At 56.4% G+C, this 21,775-nt stretch carries 23 protein-coding genes and 4 tRNA genes; 15 read left to right on the forward strand and 12 right to left on the reverse strand.

Annotated elements, in window-relative coordinates; translation table 11 throughout:
• The first annotated feature begins 213 nt into the window (after positions 1-213).
• From pilV to thiO, 5 genes are read left to right on the forward strand one after another with little or no spacing between them, the layout of a single operon-like run.
• A complete protein-coding gene (gene pilV / locus RGV06_RS18015; protein WP_322150749.1) occupies positions 214-672 on the forward strand; it encodes a type IV pilus modification protein PilV in 459 nt (152 codons plus the stop codon).
• The gene (locus tag RGV06_RS18020; protein ID WP_019823995.1) at positions 669-1,364 is read left to right on the forward strand and encodes a PilW family protein; all 696 of its coding nucleotides are present in this window, start codon (positions 669-671) and stop codon (positions 1,362-1,364) included. The genes pilV and RGV06_RS18020 overlap by 4 nt, the downstream gene beginning before the upstream one ends.
• Positions 1,365-1,401: 37 nt before the next feature.
• On the forward strand, positions 1,402-1,914 hold the full coding sequence (locus RGV06_RS18025; RefSeq protein ID WP_322151913.1) for a pilus assembly PilX family protein: 513 nt from the start codon (positions 1,402-1,404) through the stop codon (positions 1,912-1,914).
• Between the two features lie 9 nt (positions 1,915-1,923).
• Positions 1,924-2,325 carry a type IV pilin protein gene (locus RGV06_RS18030; protein ID WP_019823991.1) on the forward strand — a complete coding sequence of 134 codons (402 nt, stop codon included), beginning with the start codon at positions 1,924-1,926 and terminating at the stop codon, positions 2,323-2,325.
• Positions 2,326-2,358: 33 nt separating this feature from the next.
• Positions 2,359-3,459 (forward strand): glycine oxidase ThiO, encoded by a 1,101-nt coding sequence (gene thiO / locus RGV06_RS18035; RefSeq protein ID WP_322150751.1) that lies wholly within the window; start codon positions 2,359-2,361, stop codon positions 3,457-3,459.
• Positions 3,460-3,560: 101 nt separating this feature from the next.
• Here thiO and RGV06_RS18040 read toward each other — a convergent pair whose 3' ends face one another.
• Positions 3,561-3,791, reverse strand: a complete 231-nt coding sequence (locus tag RGV06_RS18040) for a PP0621 family protein (RefSeq protein ID WP_019823987.1) — start codon at positions 3,789-3,791, stop codon at positions 3,561-3,563.
• Between the two features lie 118 nt (positions 3,792-3,909).
• The gene (locus RGV06_RS18045; protein WP_019823985.1) at positions 3,910-4,923 is read right to left on the reverse strand and encodes an outer membrane protein assembly factor BamD; all 1,014 of its coding nucleotides are present in this window, start codon (positions 4,921-4,923) and stop codon (positions 3,910-3,912) included.
• Positions 4,924-5,071: 148 nt separating this feature from the next.
• Between RGV06_RS18045 and rluD the strand changes: the two genes are divergently transcribed.
• The 7 genes from rluD to RGV06_RS18080 all read left to right on the forward strand — a co-directional run bounded on the left by rluD (position 5,072) and on the right by RGV06_RS18080 (position 10,175).
• Positions 5,072-6,034: a 23S rRNA pseudouridine(1911/1915/1917) synthase RluD gene (gene rluD / locus RGV06_RS18050; RefSeq protein WP_019823983.1), complete on the forward strand. Its 963-nt coding sequence runs from the start codon at positions 5,072-5,074 to the stop codon at positions 6,032-6,034.
• On the forward strand, positions 6,031-6,762 hold the full coding sequence (gene pgeF / locus RGV06_RS18055) for a peptidoglycan editing factor PgeF (protein ID WP_322150753.1): 732 nt from the start codon (positions 6,031-6,033) through the stop codon (positions 6,760-6,762). The genes rluD and pgeF overlap by 4 nt, the downstream gene beginning before the upstream one ends.
• A 124-nt stretch (positions 6,763-6,886) precedes the next feature.
• Positions 6,887-9,454, forward strand: a complete 2,568-nt coding sequence (gene clpB / locus RGV06_RS18060; RefSeq protein ID WP_322150755.1) for an ATP-dependent chaperone ClpB — start codon at positions 6,887-6,889, stop codon at positions 9,452-9,454.
• A gap of 308 nt (positions 9,455-9,762) precedes the next feature.
• Positions 9,763-9,838: transfer RNA gene (locus RGV06_RS18065), tRNA-Asn, on the forward strand.
• A 9-nt stretch (positions 9,839-9,847) separates the two neighbouring features.
• Positions 9,848-9,924: transfer RNA gene (locus tag RGV06_RS18070), tRNA-Pro, on the forward strand.
• Positions 9,925-9,929: 5 nt separating this feature from the next.
• Positions 9,930-10,005 (forward strand) — tRNA-Lys (locus RGV06_RS18075).
• Positions 10,006-10,098: 93 nt separating this feature from the next.
• A tRNA-Pro gene (locus RGV06_RS18080) sits at positions 10,099-10,175 on the forward strand.
• A gap of 228 nt (positions 10,176-10,403) precedes the next feature.
• Here RGV06_RS18080 and RGV06_RS18085 read toward each other — a convergent pair.
• Positions 10,404-11,981 (reverse strand): amino acid permease, encoded by a 1,578-nt coding sequence (locus RGV06_RS18085; RefSeq protein ID WP_019823977.1) that lies wholly within the window; start codon positions 11,979-11,981, stop codon positions 10,404-10,406.
• A gap of 24 nt (positions 11,982-12,005) precedes the next feature.
• Complete coding sequence (gene glsA / locus RGV06_RS18090) at positions 12,006-12,950, reverse strand: glutaminase A (protein WP_048351183.1); 945 nt, start codon at positions 12,948-12,950, stop codon at positions 12,006-12,008.
• 163 nt (positions 12,951-13,113) lie between these two features.
• Here glsA and RGV06_RS18095 point away from each other — a divergent pair, with 163 nt between their 5' ends.
• On the forward strand, positions 13,114-14,511 hold the full coding sequence (locus RGV06_RS18095; protein ID WP_019823973.1) for a glutamate decarboxylase: 1,398 nt from the start codon (positions 13,114-13,116) through the stop codon (positions 14,509-14,511).
• A 22-nt stretch (positions 14,512-14,533) separates the two neighbouring features.
• On the opposite strand, the gene RGV06_RS18100 is transcribed toward RGV06_RS18095, so the two are convergent.
• The 4 genes from RGV06_RS18100 to RGV06_RS18115 form a co-directional block, all read right to left on the reverse strand.
• Positions 14,534-15,835, reverse strand: coding sequence for an NAD(P)/FAD-dependent oxidoreductase (locus RGV06_RS18100; RefSeq protein ID WP_019823970.1), 1,302 nt, complete (start codon positions 15,833-15,835; stop codon positions 14,534-14,536).
• 66 nt (positions 15,836-15,901) lie between these two features.
• Positions 15,902-16,075 (reverse strand): DUF3094 family protein, encoded by a 174-nt coding sequence (locus tag RGV06_RS18105; protein ID WP_019823968.1) that lies wholly within the window; start codon positions 16,073-16,075, stop codon positions 15,902-15,904.
• 54 nt (positions 16,076-16,129) lie between these two features.
• The gene (locus RGV06_RS18110; RefSeq protein ID WP_019823965.1) at positions 16,130-16,657 is read right to left on the reverse strand and encodes an MOSC domain-containing protein; all 528 of its coding nucleotides are present in this window, start codon (positions 16,655-16,657) and stop codon (positions 16,130-16,132) included.
• Positions 16,654-17,283, reverse strand: coding sequence for a DUF1780 domain-containing protein (locus RGV06_RS18115; RefSeq protein WP_046810282.1), 630 nt, complete (start codon positions 17,281-17,283; stop codon positions 16,654-16,656). The genes RGV06_RS18110 and RGV06_RS18115 overlap by 4 nt, the downstream gene beginning before the upstream one ends.
• Before the next feature lie 124 nt (positions 17,284-17,407).
• Here RGV06_RS18115 and RGV06_RS18120 point away from each other — a divergent pair, with 124 nt between their 5' ends.
• Complete coding sequence (locus tag RGV06_RS18120; RefSeq protein ID WP_019823961.1) at positions 17,408-18,094, forward strand: energy-coupling factor ABC transporter permease; 687 nt, start codon at positions 17,408-17,410, stop codon at positions 18,092-18,094.
• A 102-nt stretch (positions 18,095-18,196) separates the two neighbouring features.
• Here RGV06_RS18120 and yacG read toward each other — a convergent pair whose 3' ends face one another.
• From yacG to RGV06_RS18140, 4 genes are read right to left on the reverse strand one after another with little or no spacing between them, the layout of a single operon-like run.
• Positions 18,197-18,400 (reverse strand): DNA gyrase inhibitor YacG, encoded by a 204-nt coding sequence (yacG, locus tag RGV06_RS18125; RefSeq protein WP_016779444.1) that lies wholly within the window; start codon positions 18,398-18,400, stop codon positions 18,197-18,199.
• Entirely contained in the window at positions 18,397-19,020 is a 624-nt protein-coding gene (gene coaE, locus RGV06_RS18130; RefSeq protein ID WP_019823957.1) for a dephospho-CoA kinase, read from the reverse strand. Before coaE ends, yacG begins: the two co-directional genes overlap by 4 nt.
• A gap of 1 nt (position 19,021) precedes the next feature.
• Positions 19,022-19,888: a prepilin peptidase gene (locus tag RGV06_RS18135; RefSeq protein ID WP_322151915.1), complete on the reverse strand. Its 867-nt coding sequence runs from the start codon at positions 19,886-19,888 to the stop codon at positions 19,022-19,024.
• Positions 19,885-21,102 (reverse strand): type II secretion system F family protein, encoded by a 1,218-nt coding sequence (locus RGV06_RS18140; protein WP_322150759.1) that lies wholly within the window; start codon positions 21,100-21,102, stop codon positions 19,885-19,887. Before RGV06_RS18140 ends, RGV06_RS18135 begins: the two co-directional genes overlap by 4 nt.
• Before the next feature lie 212 nt (positions 21,103-21,314).
• On the opposite strand from RGV06_RS18140, the gene RGV06_RS18145 reads away from it, so the two are divergent.
• Positions 21,315-21,722: a pilin gene (locus tag RGV06_RS18145; RefSeq protein WP_019823951.1), complete on the forward strand. Its 408-nt coding sequence runs from the start codon at positions 21,315-21,317 to the stop codon at positions 21,720-21,722.
• Positions 21,723-21,775: the final 53 nt, after the last annotated feature.

The following is a 21,775-nucleotide window of genomic DNA, read 5'->3' on the forward strand; positions in this document are numbered from 1 at the left end:
TTTTCTCGGTATAGCCGATCCGAACGCTGCAGCAGCCCGGTAAAGGTTTCATCATGTTTGTGGGTTTTTACGGGAGTAGGGCTCACGAGATCAGGCGAATAATCGGGTTGCCTTGCTTGGCAATGTCCTACCGGTGAGAGCTGTGAGCGACGCTAGGCTTTTTGCAGGGCGACACAGGACGTGTCGCCGACATCTCAGGGATGGACGACGCAGATGGTTCGAATCTGTAAAAGCCGGCAAGCCGGGATGACTCTGATCGAAGTGCTCATCGCGCTGTTGATTTTGGTCATCACTCTTTTTGGGGCTGGCGCGGTGCAGCTCAATGCCTTGAAGTACACCGCCAGTGCGTTAATGAGTACTCAGGCCAGCTTTATTGGTTACAGCATGCTGGATCGGATGCGCGCCAACTCAACCGGTGACTACAGGATCTCGGGGCTGGGCCAGATCAGGTCCGCCGCTACAGACGTTATCAACCAGGACCTGAATGAGTTCAAGCGCAGCATTCACCAATTTGCCGGGGATTCTGCCAGCGCCGCCATTGCGCTCAACGGTGGGCAGGTGAGTATCACGCTGCAATGGGATGACGTTCGAGCCGCCGGAAAGCCAGGTGCCTTGGGCGTATTTTCCCTGAGCAGCAATCTGGTTGCCGATACGGCGGCAAAAGCCTCATGAGTCGTCCAAGTTCAGGCTTTGGCCTGATTGAACTGATGGTGGCTCTCGCGTTGGGGCTGATGGTGGTGCTGGGGCTCACACAGGTTTTTTTAAGCTCTCGCGAGACTTACTTGAGTCAGCGCTCATCGGCTCTTCTGCAAGAGGACGCACGGTACGTGCTGAGTAAAATGGCTCAGGAGATTCGTATGGTTGGCATGTTTGGCTGCCTGTCGATTGATCGCATTATTGATGCGCCCCCGGTGTTCCAGACGCCTGTTTCCTGGCAAGGGGGCTCGGGGTCGAAGTCCCTGCACATGATCAGTGCAGACCTTGGGTTTCAGGCGGCCAAGCCGGACTGGACGGTAGTCTCTGACTGTACAACCACCGCCAGGGCCTATCCCGGGATGCAATTACCGTTGGCTCCGGGCGAAACAAGTTTCCGTCTGCGTGAGTTGTTTTACCGTTTTGAGAACGGCCAGTTGAGGAGCGGGCCCGGCAACGCCGTGTTGCTCGATAATGTGGCCGCGTTTGATGTGAGTTTTGGCGTAGCCGGCTCGTCGAGTACGCAGTCAATTGTGCGTTATGAAGACCGTCCGGCCAATGCTTCCAGTATCCGCAGCGTGCGCATAGGACTGACTCTGCGAGACCCTGAGGGGCGCGTCAGGGATCAGGTCTATCACCTGGTTGTCGCTTTGCGTAATCGACTGGTTTAGGGCCTGTATGTCTACTTCCTTGAACGCTCAACGTGGCATGGCGCTATTGGCCAGCCTGGTATTCATGTTGCTGCTCAGCCTGTCAGGCCTCAGCTCAATGGTCAGCGCAACACGGCAAGAAAAACTGGCCGCAGGCATCCAGCACGCCAATCAGTCATTTCAGGCTGCGGAGGCGGCGCTACGCAGTGGTGAGTCCTGGCTTCAAAATGAGTGGGGCACAGTTTTGGCCTGCTCTTCGCCTGCGAATTGTAACCCGCCCGTCGAGGCACGTACCCAAGCGCGGCCCGTGACAGACCTCATATCAGGGGTGCGATGGGTCAGCGTTGTGGGTGGGCTGTATGGCGTTCAGAGTCTTGGGCCAAGCATTACGCCAGCCCACTTGCCAGTATCGACAACCACCCGTTTTTACCGCGTGACAGGCATTGGTTTGCATGGGCAGTCGCGCACGGTCCTGGAAAGCATTTATGCGCTTTATCAGGAGGCGAGTGAAAGTGCAGAAAGGATGGCGCCCCTGCGTTTTCGAAGGGTCATGTGGCGACAACTGCAATAGGGGTACGCAATGTGTAGGCATGGAGCAGGTTTTACCCTGATCGAACTGATGATCGTCGTGGTGATCATCGGTATCCTTGGTGCATTCGTGTATCCGTTGTATGGCGACTATGTGAAGCGAGGGTATCGCTCTCAAATCCTCGTCCTGCTGTCGGAGCAAGCCCAGCGTCTTGAGCGTTTTTATACAAAAAATGCGGTTTACAGCGGCGGGCATGAATTCAGTTCAGGGAATCAGCACTACGACATTACGTTCGATCTCGCAGATCACGCTTTCTTGCTAACGGCGACGCCTAAAGAGGGCTCGGCAATGGCAGGCGACCAATGTGGCAGCTTCACGCTGGCCAACACCGGTCTTGCAGGGATTACCCAGGCAGCCCCTGACGTGACTCTGCGGCAGTGCTTGGGACGTTAACGATTAATTTTGAATGACGGGCTGGATCAATAGATGGCTAGGCAGCAACGGGTAGTGATTGTCGGGGGTGGGGTTATCGGCCTGCTGAATGCGTTTAATCTGGCTGCCGATGTAGAGCAGGTCGTTCTGCTGGAGCGTGGCGGTGTAGGGCAGGAATCTTCATGGGCGGGCGGAGGCATTGTTTCTCCGCTTTATCCGTGGCGCTACAACCGTGCGGTTACGGCGCTGGCCCACTGGTCACAAGATTTTTATCCGCAATTGGCCGAACGTTTATTTGCTTGCACGGGAGTCGATCCGCAAGTACATACCACCGGTTTGTATTGGCTGGATCTTGAGGACGAAGCACAGGCGCTGGAGTGGGCCAGGTGCGAGGGGCGCCCTCTTGCGGCAGTGGATATTTCAGCGGTTGACGATGCTGTGCCGGTGTTGGGTGGCGGTTTTTCTCGTGCCATTTACATGGCTGATGTGGCTAATGTGCGCAATCCACGGCTGGTGAAGTCGCTCAAGGCTGCATTGAAGGCAATGCCCAATGTCACGATTCACGAGCAATGCGAAGTGCTGGGGTTTGTCCGTGAAGGCGACAAAATAGCGGGGGTGAACACGGCTCAGGGTGAGATTCGTGGCGATGAGGTGGTGTTGTCGGCGGGCGCATGGAGCGGTGAACTGTTGAGTAAGTTGGGGCTTGAATTGCCCGTAGAACCGGTCAAGGGTCAGATGATCTTATACAAGTGTGCACCCGACTTTTTGTCGTGCATGGTGTTGGCTAAAGGGCGTTATGCCATTCCGCGTCGCGACGGTCATATATTGATCGGCAGTACGCTGGAGCATGAAGGCTTTGATAAAACCCCGACTCAGACGGCCCTTGATAGCCTAAAAGCCTCGGCGGTTGAGCTTATTCCTGCACTGGCTGATGCAGAGGTAGTGGGGCATTGGGCGGGATTACGCCCGGGATCGCCTGAAGGTATTCCGTATATTGGGCGTGTATCGGGCTTTGACGGGTTGTGGCTTAACTGCGGGCATTATCGCAATGGCTTGGTTTTGGCTCCGGCGTCCTGTCAGTTGTTTGCAGATCTGCTGCTGGGGCGTGAGCCGATCATCGATCCGGCGCCCTATGCGCCAGAGGGGCGGATCTAAACATCTGATGCGCCGCGGCGCTTGAACCGCGGCAAGCCCGCTCCCAGAAGAGCCTAATACAAATAGTGGCTGGCGCCTGTGGAGTGTGGCTTTTTGCAAAGTTAGCCGCTTTTTTTGGGCCCTTGCTCCAGATGGTTCTGGGTGCAATACCACTCCTGCTGCTGGCTCAGTGCGCGATCACGCGGCAGATGCACACCACAGTGGGCACAGCGCACCATCGGCAGGACACCTGGATCTACCGGCTTTTTAGTCTCGGCCAGATTGGCTTTGTATTTGCGCCAGAGCCACACACCTGCAGCGATCAAGGCAGCCCAGATCAGTAAACGAAACATGGTTATTCGCTATTCGAGAAAAGATGCACCAGTTTAGCCAAGGACTTGGCAGGCGCACAGCGCCAAATCAAACATAAAAAAAGAGCCCCGGAGGGCTCTTTTTTTTGGCACCGAACAATCAGTCGAACAGGCCAAGCGTCATGTAGCTGAACCATGAGCGGCTTTTACCTTCCGCTTCAGGCTCCGGTATTACATCGCCGTCAGCATCTTTTGGCTTCAGTTCAGCCGGAATAGCATCCTTGGCATCCTGATATTGCTTCTGGATATCCAGGTTGGCGCGGGTTTCACCCGGTGGCAGTGGTGTGCTGGACTCGATCAGGCCCAGTGTGGCCTTGCTCAGCCACGAGCGGCTGTCCGACTCGGAAGTCTGCGGCACAAACTGGCCGTCAACCAGGCTTGGGTGGTCAGGGTAGTTGTCCTTGAGCACTTCAAGGCTGGTGTTGGCCAGTTGATCAAGGTGCATGCGCTGGTAGGACTCGACCATCACCGCCAGGCCGTCACCCACCGAAGGGGTTTCCTGGAAGTTCTCGACCACGTAGCGACCACGGTTGGCTGAGGCTACATAAGCCTGACGAGTCAGGTAGTAGTCGGCTACGTGGATTTCATACGCTGCCAGAAGGTTGCGCAGGTAAATCATGCGCTGCTTGGCGTCTGGTGCGTAACGGCTGTCGGGGAAGCGGCTGGTGAGTTGGGCGAACTCATTGTAAGAGTCACGTGCAGCGCCAGGATCGCGCTTGGTCATGTCCAGCGGAAGGAAGCGCGCGAGCAGGCCAACGTCCTGGTCAAACGAAGTCAGGCCTTTAAGGTAATAGGCATAATCAACGTTGGGATGCTGTGGATGCAGGCGGATAAACCGTTCAGCTGCAGACTTGGCAGCTTCGGGCTCAGAGTTTTTGTAGTAGGCATAAATCAGTTCAAGCTGTGCCTGATCGGCATAGCGCCCGAACGGGTAGCGTGACTCCAAGGCCTTGAGTTTGGCGGTAGCACTGGTATAGCTGTGGTTGTCCAGGTCGGCCTGTGCCTGCTGGTACAGCTCGACTTCGCTAAGGTTTTCGTCAACTACTTCTTTAGTCGACGAGCAAGCGGCAGTCAGTGCGAGGATGGCGATCAGCAGCAGGTGTCTCACTTGCATGGCGGCTTGCGTCCCTATGACGGCCGCTGTCTTGGGCGGGTCCGTCCTGTTATGATGAGCGCCCCGTGAAAAGCCTCGGGGCAAAAGACGCCGTATTTAACCACAAGCGCGCAGCCGAAACCAAAGGCTTGGCGCGGTCCTGATGAGCATGTCCGAGAAAATTCAACTTCGCGAAGAGGTGCCGTCCGAACTGGGTGGCCAACGCCTCGATCAAGTCGCCGCACAATTATTCGCTGAGCACTCGCGCTCGCGCCTTTCCGCCTGGATCAAAGACGGCCGCCTTACTGTGGACGGAGCCGTCATACGCCCCCGTGACATCGTGCACGGCGGTTGCATCCTGGAGCTGACTGCAGAGCAGGAAGCACAGGGTGAGTGGATCGCTGAAGACATTCCCCTGGATATCGTCTACGAAGACGATGACATCCTGGTCATCAACAAGCCTGCGGGCCTGGTGGTGCACCCGGCTGCAGGGCATGCCAGTGGTACTTTGCTCAATGCCTTGCTGCATCACGTGCCGGACATTATCAATGTTCCGCGTGCGGGGATCGTGCATCGCCTGGACAAAGACACCACGGGCCTGATGGTGGTCGCCAAGACCATTCAGGCGCAGACGCAACTGGTTACACAGTTGCAGAGCCGCAGTGTCAGCCGGATCTATGAGTGCATTGTTATTGGTGTCGTTACCGCCGGGGGCAAGATCGACGCGCCCATCGGTCGTCACGGCCAGCAGCGCCAGCGCATGGCGGTAATGGAAGGCGGCAAGCAGGCGGTGAGTCATTACCGCGTGCTTGAGCGTTTCCGTTCCCACACCCATGTGCGGGTCAAGCTGGAAACCGGTCGTACGCACCAGATTCGTGTGCATATGTCTCATATCAACTTTCCGTTGGTCGGAGACCCTGCCTACGGCGGTCGCTTCCGGATTCCACCGTCTGCCAGTGTGACGATGGTTGAATCGCTGAAAACCTTCCCGCGTCAGGCGCTCCATGCTCGTTTCCTGGAGCTGGATCATCCGACGACCGGTAAGCGCATGAGCTGGGAATCGCCACTGCCGGACGACTTTGTCTGGTTGTTGACGTTGCTCAAGCAAGACCGTGAGGCATTCGTCGGGTGAACACCTTCCTGATACCTGACTGGCCTGCGCCGGCAGGCATCAGGGCCTGTGTGACCACTCGTGCGGGCGGCGTCAGCCTGGCGCCGTTCGACAGCTTCAATCTGGGCGATCATGTGGGCGACGACCCTGTCGACGTTGCACATAACCGCCAACGCCTTACCCATATTTTTGACGTACAGCCCGCTTGGCTTAGCCAGGTTCACGGGGTTGTAGTCGTACCTGCCAATCCCGACCTGATTGTCGAGGCCGACGCGAGCTGGACGGCAATCCCGGGTATCGCCTGTACGGCGATGACGGCCGACTGCCTGCCTGCGCTGTTTTGCGATCGTGCCGGAACTCGCGTAGCTGCAGCCCATGCCGGTTGGCGCGGGTTGGCAGCTGGCGTGCTTGAAGCCGCGGCGCATAGCCTCAATGTTGAGCCACAGGAAATTCTTGTGTGGCTGGGGCCTGCCATTGGCCCCAAGGCATTTGAGGTAGGTGCCGAGGTTCGGGAAGTTTTTATGGCGCACATGCCTGAGGCGGCAGGGGCTTTTGTGCCCAGCGTCAATGATGGCCGCTACATGGCTGACATCTATGAGTTGGCGCGTTTGCGTTTGGCCCGCGTCGGCATCTCTGCTGTTTACGGTGGCGGTTTTTGCACCGTGACTGATCCGCGTTTTTTCTCCTATCGGCGCAGTCCTCGTACTGGCCGTTTCGCTTCACTGGTCTGGATCGAAAAGACCGTCTAGCTGATCTACGTCATTCCTGCATGGCTTGAAACTCCCGTAATCGCCCGCATCTACTATGGTATCTGGCAGGTTTCTTCATTCAGGAGTTTCCATCCCTCCGGCCTGCTCATAAGGAAGGTGACTAATGCGTATAGATAGATTAACCAGCAAGTTGCAGTTGGCGTTGTCCGATGCTCAGTCTTTGGCCGTTGGCCTTGATCATCCGGCCATTGAGCCAGCGCACTTGATGCAGGCATTACTGGATCAGCAGGGTGGTTCGATCAAGCCATTGCTGATGCAAGTCGGTTTTGATGTAAACAGTCTGCGTAAAGAGCTGACTAAAGAGCTCGATCAACTGCCAAAAATCCAGAATCCTACTGGCGATGTGAATATGTCGCAGGATCTGGCGCGTCTGTTGAACCAGGCAGACCGTCTGGCGCAACAAAAAGGCGATCAGTACATCACCAGTGAAATGGTGTTGCTGGCCGCGATGGACGACAACAGCAAACTGGGCAAGTTGTTACTGGGCCAGGGCGTGACCAAAAAAGCCCTGGAAAACGCCATCAACAACTTGCGTGGCGGCGAAGCGGTCAATGACCCCAACGTCGAAGAGTCGCGGCAGGCGCTGGACAAATACACCATCGACCTGACCAAGCGCGCTGAAGAGGGCAAGCTCGATCCGGTGATTGGTCGTGACGATGAAATTCGTCGCACTATTCAAGTCCTGCAGCGCCGGACCAAAAACAACCCGGTGCTGATCGGTGAGCCTGGCGTGGGTAAAACCGCGATTGCCGAAGGTCTGGCACAGCGAATCATTAACGGCGAAGTGCCTGACGGGCTCAAAGGCAAACGCCTGCTGTCGCTGGATATTGGTGCGTTGATTGCCGGTGCCAAGTTTCGTGGTGAGTTCGAGGAGCGTCTTAAAGCTCTGTTGAACGAACTGTCGAAGCAGGAAGGGCAGATCATCCTGTTCATCGACGAGCTGCATGTGATGGTCGGTGCCGGTAAAGGTGAAGGCGCAATGGACGCCGGCAATATGCTCAAGCCTGCGCTGGCCCGTGGCGAGTTGCACTGTGTAGGTGCCACTACGCTCAACGAGTACCGCCAATACATTGAGAAGGACGCAGCGCTTGAACGTCGCTTCCAGAAAGTATTGGTAGACGAGCCGACCGAAGAAGACACCATCGCGATCCTGCGTGGCCTCAAGGAGCGTTATGAGGTTCACCACAAGGTGGCGATCACCGACGGTGCAATTATTGCCGCGGTCAAGCTCAGCCATCGCTACATCACTGATCGTCAGTTGCCTGACAAGGCCATTGACCTGATGGACGAGGCTGCCAGCCGTATCCGCATGGAGATCGACTCCAAGCCTGAGGTACTGGACCGTCTGGAACGTCGCTTGATTCAACTCAAAGTTGAAGCCCAGGCGCTGAAGAAAGAAGAGGACGAAGCGGCTAAAAAACGCCTCGAGAAATTGCAGGAAGAAATCCAGCGTCACGAGCGCGAGTACTCTGACCTGGAAGAAATCTGGACTTCGGAAAAAGCCGAAGTGCAGGGTTCTGCCCAGATCCAGCAGAAGATCGAGCAAGCGCGTCAGGAACTTGAAGTGGCACGCCGTAGCGGTAACCTCAACCGCATGGCCGAGTTGCAGTACGGGATCATTCCCGATCTGGAGCGCAGTCTGCAGATGGTCGACGAGCACAGCAGCAAAACTGAAAACCAGTTGTTGCGCAGCAAAGTGACTGAAGAGGAAATCGCTGAAGTGGTATCGAAGTGGACGGGTATCCCGGTCTCGAAGATGCTCGAAGGCGAGCGCGACAAGCTGATGAAGATGGAAAGCTTGCTGCATGAGCGCGTGATTGGTCAGGACGAAGCCGTTGTGGCGGTGTCAAACGCCGTACGCCGTTCGCGTGCAGGCCTGAGTGACCCGAATCGCCCAAGCGGCTCGTTCATGTTCCTGGGCCCGACCGGTGTGGGTAAAACCGAGTTGTGCAAGGCGCTGGCGGAGTTCCTCTTTGATACAGAAGAGGCGATGGTGCGGATCGACATGTCGGAGTTTATGGAGAAACACTCCGTGGCTCGACTGATTGGTGCGCCACCAGGCTATGTAGGGTACGAGGAAGGTGGTTACCTGACCGAAGCAGTACGGCGCAAGCCTTACTCGGTGATCCTGCTGGACGAAGTCGAGAAGGCTCATCCGGACGTGTTTAACGTGTTGCTGCAAGTGCTTGAAGACGGTCGGTTGACTGACAGTCATGGTCGCACGGTAGATTTCCGCAACACGGTGATCGTGATGACCTCCAACCTGGGTTCTGCACAGATCCAGGAGCTGGTAGGCGATCGTGAAGCACAACGTGCTGCGGTAATGGATGCGGTAAGCACTCACTTCCGTCCGGAGTTTGTAAACCGGATCGACGAAGTGGTGATCTTCGAGCCTCTGGCCCGTGATCAGATTGCTGGCATCGCTGACATCCAGTTGGGTCGTCTGCGTGGTCGTCTGGCTGAGCGCGACCTGAGCCTTGAGTTGAACCAGGAGGCTCTGGATAAGCTGATCGCGGTAGGTTACGACCCTGTGTATGGCGCACGCCCTCTGAAACGTGCAATCCAGCGCTGGATCGAAAACCCGCTGGCACAGCTGATTCTTTCGGGTCAGTTCTTGCCGGGCACGATCGTGACAGCCAGCGTGAAGGACGACGAAATCGTCTTCCTGTAAGGCTTGGATGTAGTGCTTTAAGGGAGGCCTCGCATTGCGAGGCCTTTTTTTTATTTAGGGTGTTGATCTACAAGGAAAACGCGAGTAAAGTGCGCCCCGCAGTAAGTCACCCGCAACGGCAACTTGGCCCAAACCAGGAAGCCCGCTAGAAGAGCTAAGTAATTGTCTTCTAACGAAAAATAAGGGTTGACAAGGGTTTTAAAGCTTGTAGAATAGCCGACCTCAGAGACGCCAACGCAGAGATGCGCTGAACTCAAAGAGTGTTGCAAAGTAGTAAAGCAACAATGTTGTAGATTGAAATATGTAGTTCCGCGATAGCTCAGTTGGTAGAGCAAATGACTGTTAATCATTGGGTCCCTGGTTCGAGTCCAGGTCGTGGAGCCATTTTCAAGCCGGGGTATAGCGCAGTCCGGTAGCGCGCCTGCTTTGGGAGCAGGATGTCAGGAGTTCGAATCCCCTTACCCCGACCATTTTTGGGTCGTTAGCTCAGTTGGTAGAGCAGTTGGCTTTTAACCAATTGGTCGTAGGTTCGAATCCCACACGACCCACCATTTTTGGCTCCAGTTCACTGGGGTTAGATCTTAAGATCAGAGGCCAAAAGCACTGATCGCAGAAGGCGCCTCTAGAAGGTGCCTTTTTTTTACCGGGGTATAGCGCAGTCCGGTAGCGCGCCTGCTTTGGGAGCAGGATGTCAGGAGTTCGAATCCCCTTACCCCGACCATTTTCTGCCCAGCAGTAATGGGTGTAGAAAATAAGGTGCTGATGCCAACCGCATCAGCGACCATAAAAAAAGCGTCCTTAGGGGCGCTTTTTTTATGCCTGCAGAAAACCTGTAGCGCATCTGTGGCCGCTGCCGGGGTTCGAAAACTGCGATGTGCATCACGCGGTGTATCGGGTGAACCGCAGTGATGCCTTCGCAGCCTTCGTGACTCAGCAGCGACTACATGCCTTAACTTGCGCTTGGAGCTGCAGCGGATGTTGGCGGCGGCGTGCTGGCGCTCGCGGTTGCAGCCTTGTCGTCCGCGGCTTGAAGATCCTGCAGTGCCGCAGAATATTGATCAGACTCCGCCTTGGGCACCATCTGCCACGAAGGTTTGCGCACCGCATAGAAGATAAATGGCGGCACCCCAGCCACGACCAGTCCGAGCAACAGAATCCCTGCGTACTCGAAAAACGGCATGCTGCTGAAGTTATTGGGCGGAATGAAGCCGAAAATCAGCGCCACGCACGTCGAGAACAGCCCCAGGAAGCACCAGCCATGAAGGCCTTTGAGCACATAACCACGTTTTACGTTGGGCTGTGTTTTGCGCAGCTTCATGGCTGCCATAAACATAAATACGTAAATGATCAGGTACATCAGCGCCGCCATCGCACTGATCATCCAGAACGCATCCGATACGTTGTCGAGAAAGATATAGATAGTCGAGAGTAGCGTGACGATAACGGCCTGCAGGTACAGGATATTTTTCTGCACGCCCTTGCTGTTCACTTTCTGCATCACGGGTGGAAGCATCCCGGCCTTGCCCACGAACAGCAGTCCGGTAGACGGTCCGGCAGTCCAGGCCAAGACCCCGCCCAGTGCGCCGATAATCAACAAAATAGCCATGATCGGTGTTGCCCACGGCATATTGAAACCTTCAAAGAAGGCCGCATAGGCTTGAATCACACCGGCAGTGAGGCTGGTCGAGTCTGCAGGAACCACTAGCGAGATCGCCACGGTCGGTGGGATAAACACCAGCAAGATCATAAAGAAGGCCAAAAGAATCGCCCGAGGCATTTCTTTTTGCGGGTTACGCAACTCGCGGGCGTGAATGGCGTTCATTTCGATACCGGCAAACGCCAGGAAGTTACTCACAATCAGTACCAAGCCAGTGATGGCGCCGGTAAATTCTCGCCATAAGTCCGGGTGCAGATTGTGTGAACCAGCTTTGACCGTGGAATGCGTATCGAAAATGGCCGGAATCAGCGCGTCCCAGGTTAAGGGTGTTGCGGATTTATGCCCCAGCACCAACCAGGCGACACCGAGCAGGACCAGCAGCGCGGCGGGCAGTGCGGTGCCCAGCAACATAAACCATGACGTCAGTTTCGATAGCGTCGTCAGCCCATTAAGTGCCACAAACGTTGATAACCAATACAGGACAATAATGACCGCGGCAGTGAATACACCGCTTTTGGCCAGTTCCGGGTTTATCAGATAAGCCATGGTGCTGGCGCCAAATCCGAGCACGATCGGGTACCAGACAACCACTTGGACCCACATGAACCACATGATGAAAAAGCCTGGGCGGTCACCGTAGGCTTGTCTGACCCAGCCATAAATTCCGCCGTTCCAGCCGGTTCCCAGTTCAGAGGCAACCAGCGATACCGGGATGAAAAACAGCAATGCCGGAATGACATAGAGGAAAACCGAACCCAGGCCATAGACGGCCATGCTGGGCAGGGAACGGATGCTGGCAACAGCGGCAACCATCATGAAACAGATGGTGAGCCATGACATGTAAGTTTTGGTTTTGCTGGCGGTAGTCATAAACGCCTTCCCCATTTTGCGTGATTAGTGCAGCAGGCTCAGGTTGAGCGTGCGGCTGAGGTATTCGGCGGCCAACTGGCCGCGAACGCTGTTGCCTGCCACATCCAGCGGCGGAGCAAAGGCAGCGATGGCGCATACGCCGGGAACCACCGCGAGAATCCCGCCACCGACCCCGCTTTTGCCCGGCAGGCCGACCTTGTAATACCAGTCGCCTGTGGTGTCATACAGACCATTCAAGGTCATTTCTGAGAGGATGGGCGCCACGTGTTTGGCTGCCACTACTTGCTTGCCCGTAATCGGGTTGACGCCGCCATTGGCCAGGCACGCGCCCATGGTCACCAGGTCATGGCAGGTAATCGCTACCGAGCATTGACGGGTGTACACATCGCACACTTGCATGGGGTCGGCGTACATGTAGCCGTAACTTTGCAGCAGCCAGGCAATGCCGCGATTGTGTTGATTGCTGCTGGCTTCGGATTGATATACCTCGTCGTTTACCGTTAATTCACGCCCGGCAAAAGCGTTGTAGGTGGCCTGTATCTGGTCCCAGCGAGCTTGGGCAGAATCGGCCTCAACCAGGCTGACAGTGGCCATCGCGCCTGCGTTCACAAAGGGGTTGAGGGGGCGGCCCTTGTGCAGTTCCAGGGCAACCACCGAGTTGAATGGCTCACCGGTCGGGTCGCAGCCGATCTTGCTGCGCAAGGCCTGTGGACCGACCTCATCGAGCACATGGGAGAGGGTAAATACTTTGGAAATCGACTCGATGGCGAAGGCGTAATCCGTGTCGCCTACCTCGGCATGGGTGCCATCACAGAACATGATGCTGATGCCGAACAGATGGGATGGCACTGAGGCCAAGTAAGGAATGTAGCTGGCATTCTTGCCGTGCTGATTACTTGAATACCGTTGCAGTGCCTGCTCCAGTGCCTGTTTGACCGTGCTGTCTACGGTCGTGGGTCTTTGCTTCATCGCGCTCGCTCCGTGAGTACTTCCAAGAAACGGAACTATAGATCGGAAAATGCACGGTGGTCGGAAATCGGACAGCAGACTCAAAATGCTTGTCTATGCTGGCTTGGCGAAGGCTAAGTCAAAGTGAATAAAACAGACCCTGCATTACTCAAGGAGAGTTCTTATGGCGCTGCACCGCATCAAGCACAAGTCGGCCACCGATCCTGTTTTTGGTTCTTCTGAACTGGCTCACGCCGCTGCGACCAAGGGCTTCCCGGAGGCGGAGCAGTCGCCACGAGATGTTTATCAGTTAGTCCACGATGAGCTGTACCTGGATGGTAACGCCCGCCAGAACCTCGCCACTTTTTGCCAAACATGGGAAGAGGATGAAGTTCACAAGCTGATGGACCTGTCGATCGACAAGAACATGATCGACAAGGACGAATACCCGCAATCGGCGGAACTGGAGAACCGTTGCATCCATATGCTGGCGGATCTATGGCACTCCCCGGCGGCGGCCACCACCCTCGGCACGTCAACTGTGGGTTCCAGTGAAGCCTGCATGCTCAGTGGTCTGGCTGCGTTGTGGCGCTGGCGTGCGGTGCGCAAAGCGGCTGGCAAGGCTACGTCTACCCCGAATATGGTGTGCGGTCCGGTGCAAGTTTGTTGGCATAAGTTTGCCCGTTACTGGGACATAGAAATTCGTGAAGTACCGATGTCCGAAGGGCATTGGTTCATGACGCCTGAGGACATGCTGGAGCGGGTCGATGAAAACACCATCGTGGTGGTGCCGACCTTCGGCCAGACATTTACGGGTCTGTATGAAACCGTAAAACCGTTGTCCGATGCCCTGGACGATCTGGAAAAAAGCAGCGGCCTGAGTGTCGATCTTCACGTCGATGGTGCAAGTGGCGCGATGCTGGCGCCGTTTTGCGCACCGGACATTCTTTGGGACTTTCGTGTACCGCGGGTCAAGTCCATAAGCACCTCCGGGCACAAGTTCGGCCTAGCACCGATAGGCGCGGGTTGGGTGGTTTGGCGCGATGCGAAGGAACTACCGGAAGGCCTGATTTTCCATGTGAACTACCTGGGCGGCGACATGCCGACTTTCGCCCTGAACTTTTCGCGTCCGGCCGGGCAGATCATTGCCCAGTACTACAACTTCTTGCGCCTTGGGCGTGAGGGGTATGAGCGTATTCATTCGGCGTGCTACGAGACAGCACAATTCCTGGCGCGAGAGCTGGTCAAGATCGGACCGTTCGAGATGCTCTACAACGGCGATCCGCAATTGGGGATTCCGGCGCTGACCTGGCGTTTAAAGCCCGGTGCGAAAACCAATTACTCTCTGTATGACCTGGCCGATCGCCTGCGCATACGCGGTTGGCTGGTGCCCGCGTACAGCTTGCCTGCCAATGTAGAGAACGTGGTTGTGCAGCGGATTCTGGTAAAGCAGGGGATGTCGATCGACATGGCCAAATTGTTGCTGGCCGACTTTGTGCGGGATATTCAATTCTTCGAAGAGCATCAGCCCCACGGCTTTAAAGGCCGTGAGGCCGAGGCTGGAAACCACGCAGGGCGCTGATTACGCGGCTCTGTAGTCGTACTTAGTGCAGTTTCAGGCGCGGCTCGGTGCCGCGTCCGATTCTGCTGCCAAGCATTAGCATCAGCGTGCGGAATGTCCCGTACAGCGCCATCTGGTGCATGCGGTACAACGAGATATAAAACATCCGCGCCAACCAGCCTTCCAACATGACAGTGCCCATCAGGCTACCCATCAAGTTACCCACAGCCGAAAAACTCGACAGTGAAATCAATGAGCCGTAATCACGGTACTTGTAGTCTGGCAGCTGCGATGAGCCTTCAATCCGCAGCTTCAGCGACTTGGCCAGCAGAGACGCTTGCTGGTGAGCGGCCTGGGCGCGAGGTGGAACCATTTTGTCGGTGCCCGGCTGCGGGCAGGCCGCGCAATCACCGAAGGCAAAAATAGTGTCATCGCGGGTGGTTTGCAGGGTAGGGCGCACAACCAGTTGATTGATGCGGTTGGTTTCCAGGCCTGCGATTTCCTGCAGAAACCCCGGGGCACGGATACCGGCCGCCCATACCTTCAGGCTTGCAGGAATCACCTGGCCGTCCTTGGTAATCAAGCTTTCAGCGGTGACTTCGCTGACTGCAGAGTTGGTCAGGACCGTCACCCCGAGTTTTTCTAGGGTTTTATGCACAGGCCCGCCAATCCGTTCCGGCAGTGCGGGCAACACCCGTGGTCCTGCTTCAATCAGGGTGATGTGCATGTTTTCAGGCTTGATGCGATCCAGGCCGTAAGCCGCCAGTTCGTGCGCGGCATTGTGCAGTTCAGCAGCCAGCTCAACCCCGGTGGCGCCAGCGCCAACAATGGCAACACTGATCTGCTCAAGCACATCGCTTTGCCCGGCGTGAGCGCGCAGGTAGTGATTAAGCAATTGCTGATGAAAGCGCTCGGCCTGCTTGCGGGTGTCCAGGAACAGGCAATGTTCAGCCGCGCCCTTGGTGCCGAAATCATTGGTAGTACTGCCTACGGCAATCACCAGTGTGTCGTAACTCAGATCCCGGGCAGGCACCAACTCTTGACCGTTTTCGTCGAGGGTTGCCGACAATGATATCTTTTTCAGCTCACGATCCAGCCCGCTCATGCGTCCCAGCTGAAACTGGAAATGGTTCCACTTGGCTTGAGCGACGTAGTTGAGTTCGTCTTCCGATGAGTTCAGCGAGCCGGCAGCGACTTCATGCAGCAGCGGTTTCCAGATGTGGGTCAGGTTGGCATCGACCAGCGTGATGCTGGCCTTGCCGCGCTTGCCCAGTGTCTTACCCAGGCGGGTCGCCAACTCCAGGCCGCCGGCGCCGCCGCCGACAATAACAATACGATGGGTCATGGATATCACTCACAAGGCTTGAAAAAAATTCTGTGCCTGACCTTACCCGGGCGAGCGCAATGCAGCTCATAGCACCAGGTAACTCAGGAGGCGGCTCAAAAGGCCCATGCCGATGACCACGATCACCACCATTGCAAGGAGCAGCCAGGGCCTGAAGGGCCGGCGCTCAACCTGATGTTGTGGCAGTTGCAGGTACTCTTCGACATGCTTCAGATCATCTGGGTTCAGGCGGCTGGGCATATTTTTGGCCTCGTCAAATAGACGTTGCAGGATGTGTAAAAGCTACAGCATTGATCAACCGGGATTAAAAGAAGCATAGCCGTCAGACCCCAATGGCTCGACCCGCAGTTCGTCGTCTAGACGAATGATCCCGCTTTCGATTACCCGGGCCGTGATGCCTCCGTGGCCTCGTACTGCCTGGAATGTGCCCCGACCCAGGCGCTGTTCCAGTCGTGCACAAGGCTGGCACCAGCCTGTGGTTTCAAAAATGGCCTGGCCAATCCTGAAACGTCGGCCCTTGAGGCTGAACAGGTTGATCCCGCGAATAACCAGATTGCGTCGTAAATCCTGGGCCACTACCGGCTGATCCTCGGAGCGCCCCAGCAGTGAGTTGATGACGGCCAGGTGCTCCCATTGAATCAGCGTCACTTGTCGGGCGTTGCGGGCGCCTGGTCGTGCATGATCGCCCGTCAGTCCGGCTTCGCGGCGGGCTTCTACGGCGTCGAGTTCAAGCATGTCGGCGCGTGACTCGGGGCGCACGCCAATCCAGCACACACGACCGGTTTGCGGGACCTCGGCAATCAGTTCATGCAGTGGGCTCACAGGCTGATACCGACATCGAAAATAATGCTGCGCCCCAGGTTGTTGCGTAGAAAGTCCGGCGCATCCGGTTGGGCAAACAATACGCGGGCAAAGGTCGGTCCCACCAGTGACAGCGAGCGCCAGCCCTGACGCAAATATTCCGTCGGTGGCGGAAAGTGGCTGTTGAGGTCGAGTACTTCGCGCTTGAGACTGGAAAACGCAATGATGTCCAACTGCCCCAAGTCGATATCGCGCTCTTGGTAGTTCTTGGCTTTTTTATGCAGGGTAGGGCCCAGGCGCTGCAATAGTTTAGTCGCCGGAATCCGCTTGGGTCGCGCCTCGCGTCGTACCAACTGGCTCAAGGAGTAAGCACTGCGTCGACGCTGAAGCTCTTCACGCCATTCGTCGTTCAGACGCCTGCCCTCATCGAGCACAAAAAACACTTCAAAGCGCGCATCGCCAAACAGCACGTCGGGTGGCTCCTGGCTTGCCTGGATGAAGTCTTCGTTGTGATAGGGAATGTTCAAGCCTTGCAGCAGGCGCTGGCAAACCCAACGCTCACGCTCCCATTTGCGGGCATTGGATAAAAAGGCATTGGCTTGCTCGGCCTGGATGGTGAGCAAGCGTAAATAATCTGAGTCGTCCATGGACGCAGCTTAGCCTTGAAACAGGTGTTACTGAAAGTCCGGGTGTAGACTCATGCGCATCACGTACACAAGCATCAGGCACGGAGGGTTGAGCGGTGTGCATTAACAAGGCTGGGTTGGCGGCATGATCAGTGCGCAGGTGTTATCCATACACACATTGGTAATCGGCTGGCTGGTCTTTGTGCCCGTTGTGTTGTGGGCTATCTGGCGAACACCCTGGGTTGAGCTGTTTGCCGATGCGCGGCGTCAGCACCTGTTGTTTGGCACGGTCTTTTCGCTGTTTTTGCTATGGCTGGTACGACGAGACTTTGAGGGGGGCGTGTCTTATCACTTTATTGGCCTGACGGTGGTCACGTTGCTGCTCGACTGGCCGCTGGCGATTGTAGGGGCATTGATCGCGCAAGTCGGGCTGGTGTTGCTGGGCCGTCAAGATCTGGCGGCAATGGGCGTCAATGGGGTGTTGCTGATTCTATTGCCGGTTGCCGTGACTGAGTTCTGCGCGCGCATGGTCGAGCGAGCGCAACCCAACAATCCCTTTGTGTATATTTTTTGCTCAGGCTTTTTCGCAGCCGCCCTGGCGGCGTTGCTCTGTGTATTGGCGGTGCTTGGGGTCTTGTTGTTGGACGGGCTGTTCGTCATGCCGCAATGGCTGGAAGATTTTATTGGTTATCTGTGGCTGATCATCTTCCCCGAGGCGTTTATCAACGGGATGCTGGTCACGGCACTGGTGGTGTTCTGCCCTGAATGGCTTGAGACCTTCAACCGTACCCGCTACCTGGCGGCGCCGGGAAAGGATGATGGCCCCGAATAAATGGCCTTGCCTGTGGAAGCCGGGCTTGCCCGCGATGGTATCGCTGAGGTTTACCTGACAGGCCGAGTTGCCTGAATCGCGAGCAAGCCCGCTCCCACGTTTTTAGTGCAGGCGTTCGCTCAGGTCCTCTGAAAACAGATCATCTTCAGCATCCGGGCTCACCGGAATCTTGTGTTCTTCGGACGCCCAGGCTCCCAGGTCAATCAGCTTGCAGCGGTCCGAGCAAAAGGGGCGGAAAGCGTTGGTGGTATCCCATTGCACGGCTGTGCCACACGTCGGGCAGTCGATGGTCATAGGTTTAGTCATGGTTGGCCTCCACGCAAAGTTAAATAAAAGTTATGCAGGCGTTCGACCTCAGTCTGCAACGCCTTCAGATCGTTGTCATTGACCAGCACATCGTCAGCGTGGCGAAGGCGATCTTCGCGACTGGCCTGAGCCTTGAGAATGGCCTGCACCTGCTGCTCGGTGGTGTTGTCGCGCAGTAGCGTGCGTTGAATCTGTACGGCTTGCGGCGCATCGATCACCAGCACGCGCTGGGTTGTCGTGTATTGCCCTGACTCGATGAGCAGCGGCGAGACCAAAATGGCGTAGGGCGATTGTGCCTGCGCCAGGTTGTTGGCGATCTCTTCACGAATCAGCGGATGTAGCAGCGCCTCAAGCCAGCGACGTTGCTCGGGGTCGGTAAAAATGAGGGTGCGCAACGCGCCGCGATTGAGCTGCCCATCCGCTTGCAGCACCTGCTCGCCAAAATGCTCCGCAATTTTGACCAGCGCCGGGCGCCCCGGTTCGACGACCCAGCGGGCAGCATGATCGGCGTCCACCACGTGTACGCCCAGCGCGGCAAAATGTTCAGCCGCAGCACTTTTGCCGCTGCCGATACCGCCGGTTAGCCCGAGAATCCAGGGTTTGGAAGGTGGAGTCATCATGTCAAACCGAAATCTGCCAGTAGAGGCCGGTTATTTGACCACCCCAGAGCAATGCAATCCAGCCGGCAATTGCCAGATACGGCGCAAACGGGATGGGGGTCGAGGTATTGGCTCGGCGCATGGCCAAAAGGCCCACCCCCACCAGCGCTCCCAGCAACGAAGACAGCAGGATGGTCAATGGCAGCACTGTAAATCCGCCCCAGGCGCCCAGCATGGCCAGTAACTTGAAGTCGCCATAGCCCATGCCGTCTTTGCCAGTGATCAGCTTGAATATCCAGAACACCGACCACAGGCTTGCATAGCCCAGTGCCGCGCCCCACACGGCCTGCTCCAGAGTCGTGAACGTGGAGAAACTGTTCAGCAACAACCCCAGCCAGAGCAGGGGGAACACCAGAGAATCGGGCACGAGTTGATGTTCGATATCAATCAGGCAAATGGCAAGTAGCCCCCACGTCAGAAGGAGCATGCACCCCGCTTGCAGGCCAAAACCGAAATGCCAGGCAACAACCGCCGACAGGGCTGCGCAAGCCACTTCAGTCAGTGGATAGCGCACACTGATAGATGTTTTGCAGTGCGAGCATTTACCGCGCAAAAACAGGTAGCTGAGTAATGGAATGATCTCCCAGGCGCGCAGTGAATGCTGGCATGCGGGGCAATGCGAGCGGGGCCGCATCAAGTTATACACAGGGCCCTGGGTGGGCGCGGGCAGATCCAGCAGTTCGCAGGCTTGGGACTGCCAGTCTTGTGCGAGCATTATTGGCAGACGCCACACCAGCACATTGATAAAACTGCCCACCAATAACCCGAGGATCAGCCCGCAGACGATGAACGTATCGGGGTGAGTGCTCAAAAAATCATTCATGCTCAGATCACTCGACCCAGGTTGAAAATGGGCAGGTACATGGCGATGACCAACCCGCCAACCATGACTCCAAGTACCACCATGATGACTGGCTCCATCAACGTTGTCAGGTTATCGACCAGGGTGTCGACCTCGCCTTCATAATAGGCGGCTACGTGGTCAAGCATGCTGTCCAGTGTGCCGGATTCTTCGCCAATGGCGGTCATCTGGATAGCCATGCCCGGAAATATACCCGCAACGCTCATGGCTAAATGGATCTGGCTGCCTGTCGCGACCTGTTGCTTGAGGCGCAGCACGGCTTCTTTGTACACGCTATTGCCCGTGGCGCTGGCCACCGAATTCAGCGCTTCAAGCAATGGCACGCCGGCAGTCAGGGTGGTCGACAGCGTTCGGGAAAACCGGGCCATGGCGGACATGTGAAGCAGATTGCCGATGACGGGCAGTTTTAAAAGCCATCCATCAACCCGTTGGCTCAGTGCGCTGGAATGTTTATAGCGATGACGCAAGCCGGCAAGGGTGACGCCAAGTATTCCCAGCAGCCACAGACCGTAGGTTTGCAGCCCTTGCGAGAGGGCGATCACCCATAAGGTGAATGCGGGAAGTTGTGCGTCGAATGAGCGGAACACCCCCTGAAATTGCGGGACCACTTCGATCAACAAAATGCTGCATACCACCAGCGCCACCAGCAGTACCGCGATGGGGTAGGTCATGGCTTTTTTGATTTTCTTTTTAAGCGCTTCTGTTTTCTCCTTGTAGGTGGCCACTCGACGCAGCAACACGTCCAGGGCACCGGCTTGCTCGCCTGCTTCAACCAGGCTGCAAAACAGCGAGTCAAAATGTGCCGGCTTTTTACGCAGCGCGGCTGTCAGGCTGATACCTGCGCTGATCTGCTGTTTAAGCTCGATTACCTGTTGGCGCATTGCCCGTTGTTCAAAACCGTTGGCAATAACCTCCAAGGCTTGAAGCAGCGGGATGCCAGCGCTGATCAGCGTGGCCAACTGGCGAGTGAACAGGGTGATGTCCAGCGCGGTGATGGGCTTTCCTGTGGGGGGTTCACTGTTTGCCTGACGCCGGATTTTACTAACGGTAATACCTTGGCGACCGAGTTGGACCCGGATCATGGCGTGGCTGTCAGCGGTTATCTGTCCGCTGATATGAGCCCCCTTCAGGTCTGAGCCCTCCCATTGGTAGAGCCTGTTTTTAATGGCCTGTATTGCCATGCATCCATCCCTGGAACGCTGAGCGTCCTGCTGTGTTGTGAGTCCAAAGACTAGATGCGTCGAGCCTGGGGCCGATCGGTTGAGCGTGTCCAAAGGTGTCAGTGATGCAGTTGTGGAGCATCGGCCCACTAACCTTGATAGCCTGTGCGCACTTTTTTGGCTGCACAGCACTGCTACGGCGCTTATCAGCGCCCCTTCTTCGGAGACTCCGCGTGAAACAACAAAAAGGCTTCACCCTGATCGAACTGATGATCGTTGTTGCGATTATTGGGCTGATCGCTTCGTTTGCATTCCCGGCTTACAACGATCACGTCATGAAGACCCGTTTTGCCGAAGTGAATGCAATCAGCAACACCTACAAGACAGCCGTTGCCCTGTGCTTCAGCAAGAGCAATGACTTGGCGGTGTGCGATGCAGGCACCAATGGCATCCCGGCTCCGGCCGAAGCCACTGACAACCTGGCTGCGGGCATGACGGTGATAGATGGCGTGATTACCATGGCCGGCACTCAAGCTGCCGGCGGCTGGGTCAGCGTATTGGTTCCGACATTGAGCGGTTCAGGCGCCACCCTGACCTGGACTCAAAACGGCACTTGCCTGGCCAGCGGTGCGTGTCAATAACCAGGGTTGTGGTAGCGCTCCCTGCGGTGCCCATTTGACGGACACCGCAGGTT

The sequence above is a fragment of the Pseudomonas sp. CCI3.1 genome, from assembly GCF_034313985.1.
Taxonomy (GTDB): Bacteria; Pseudomonadota; Gammaproteobacteria; order Pseudomonadales; family Pseudomonadaceae; genus Aquipseudomonas; species Aquipseudomonas psychrophila.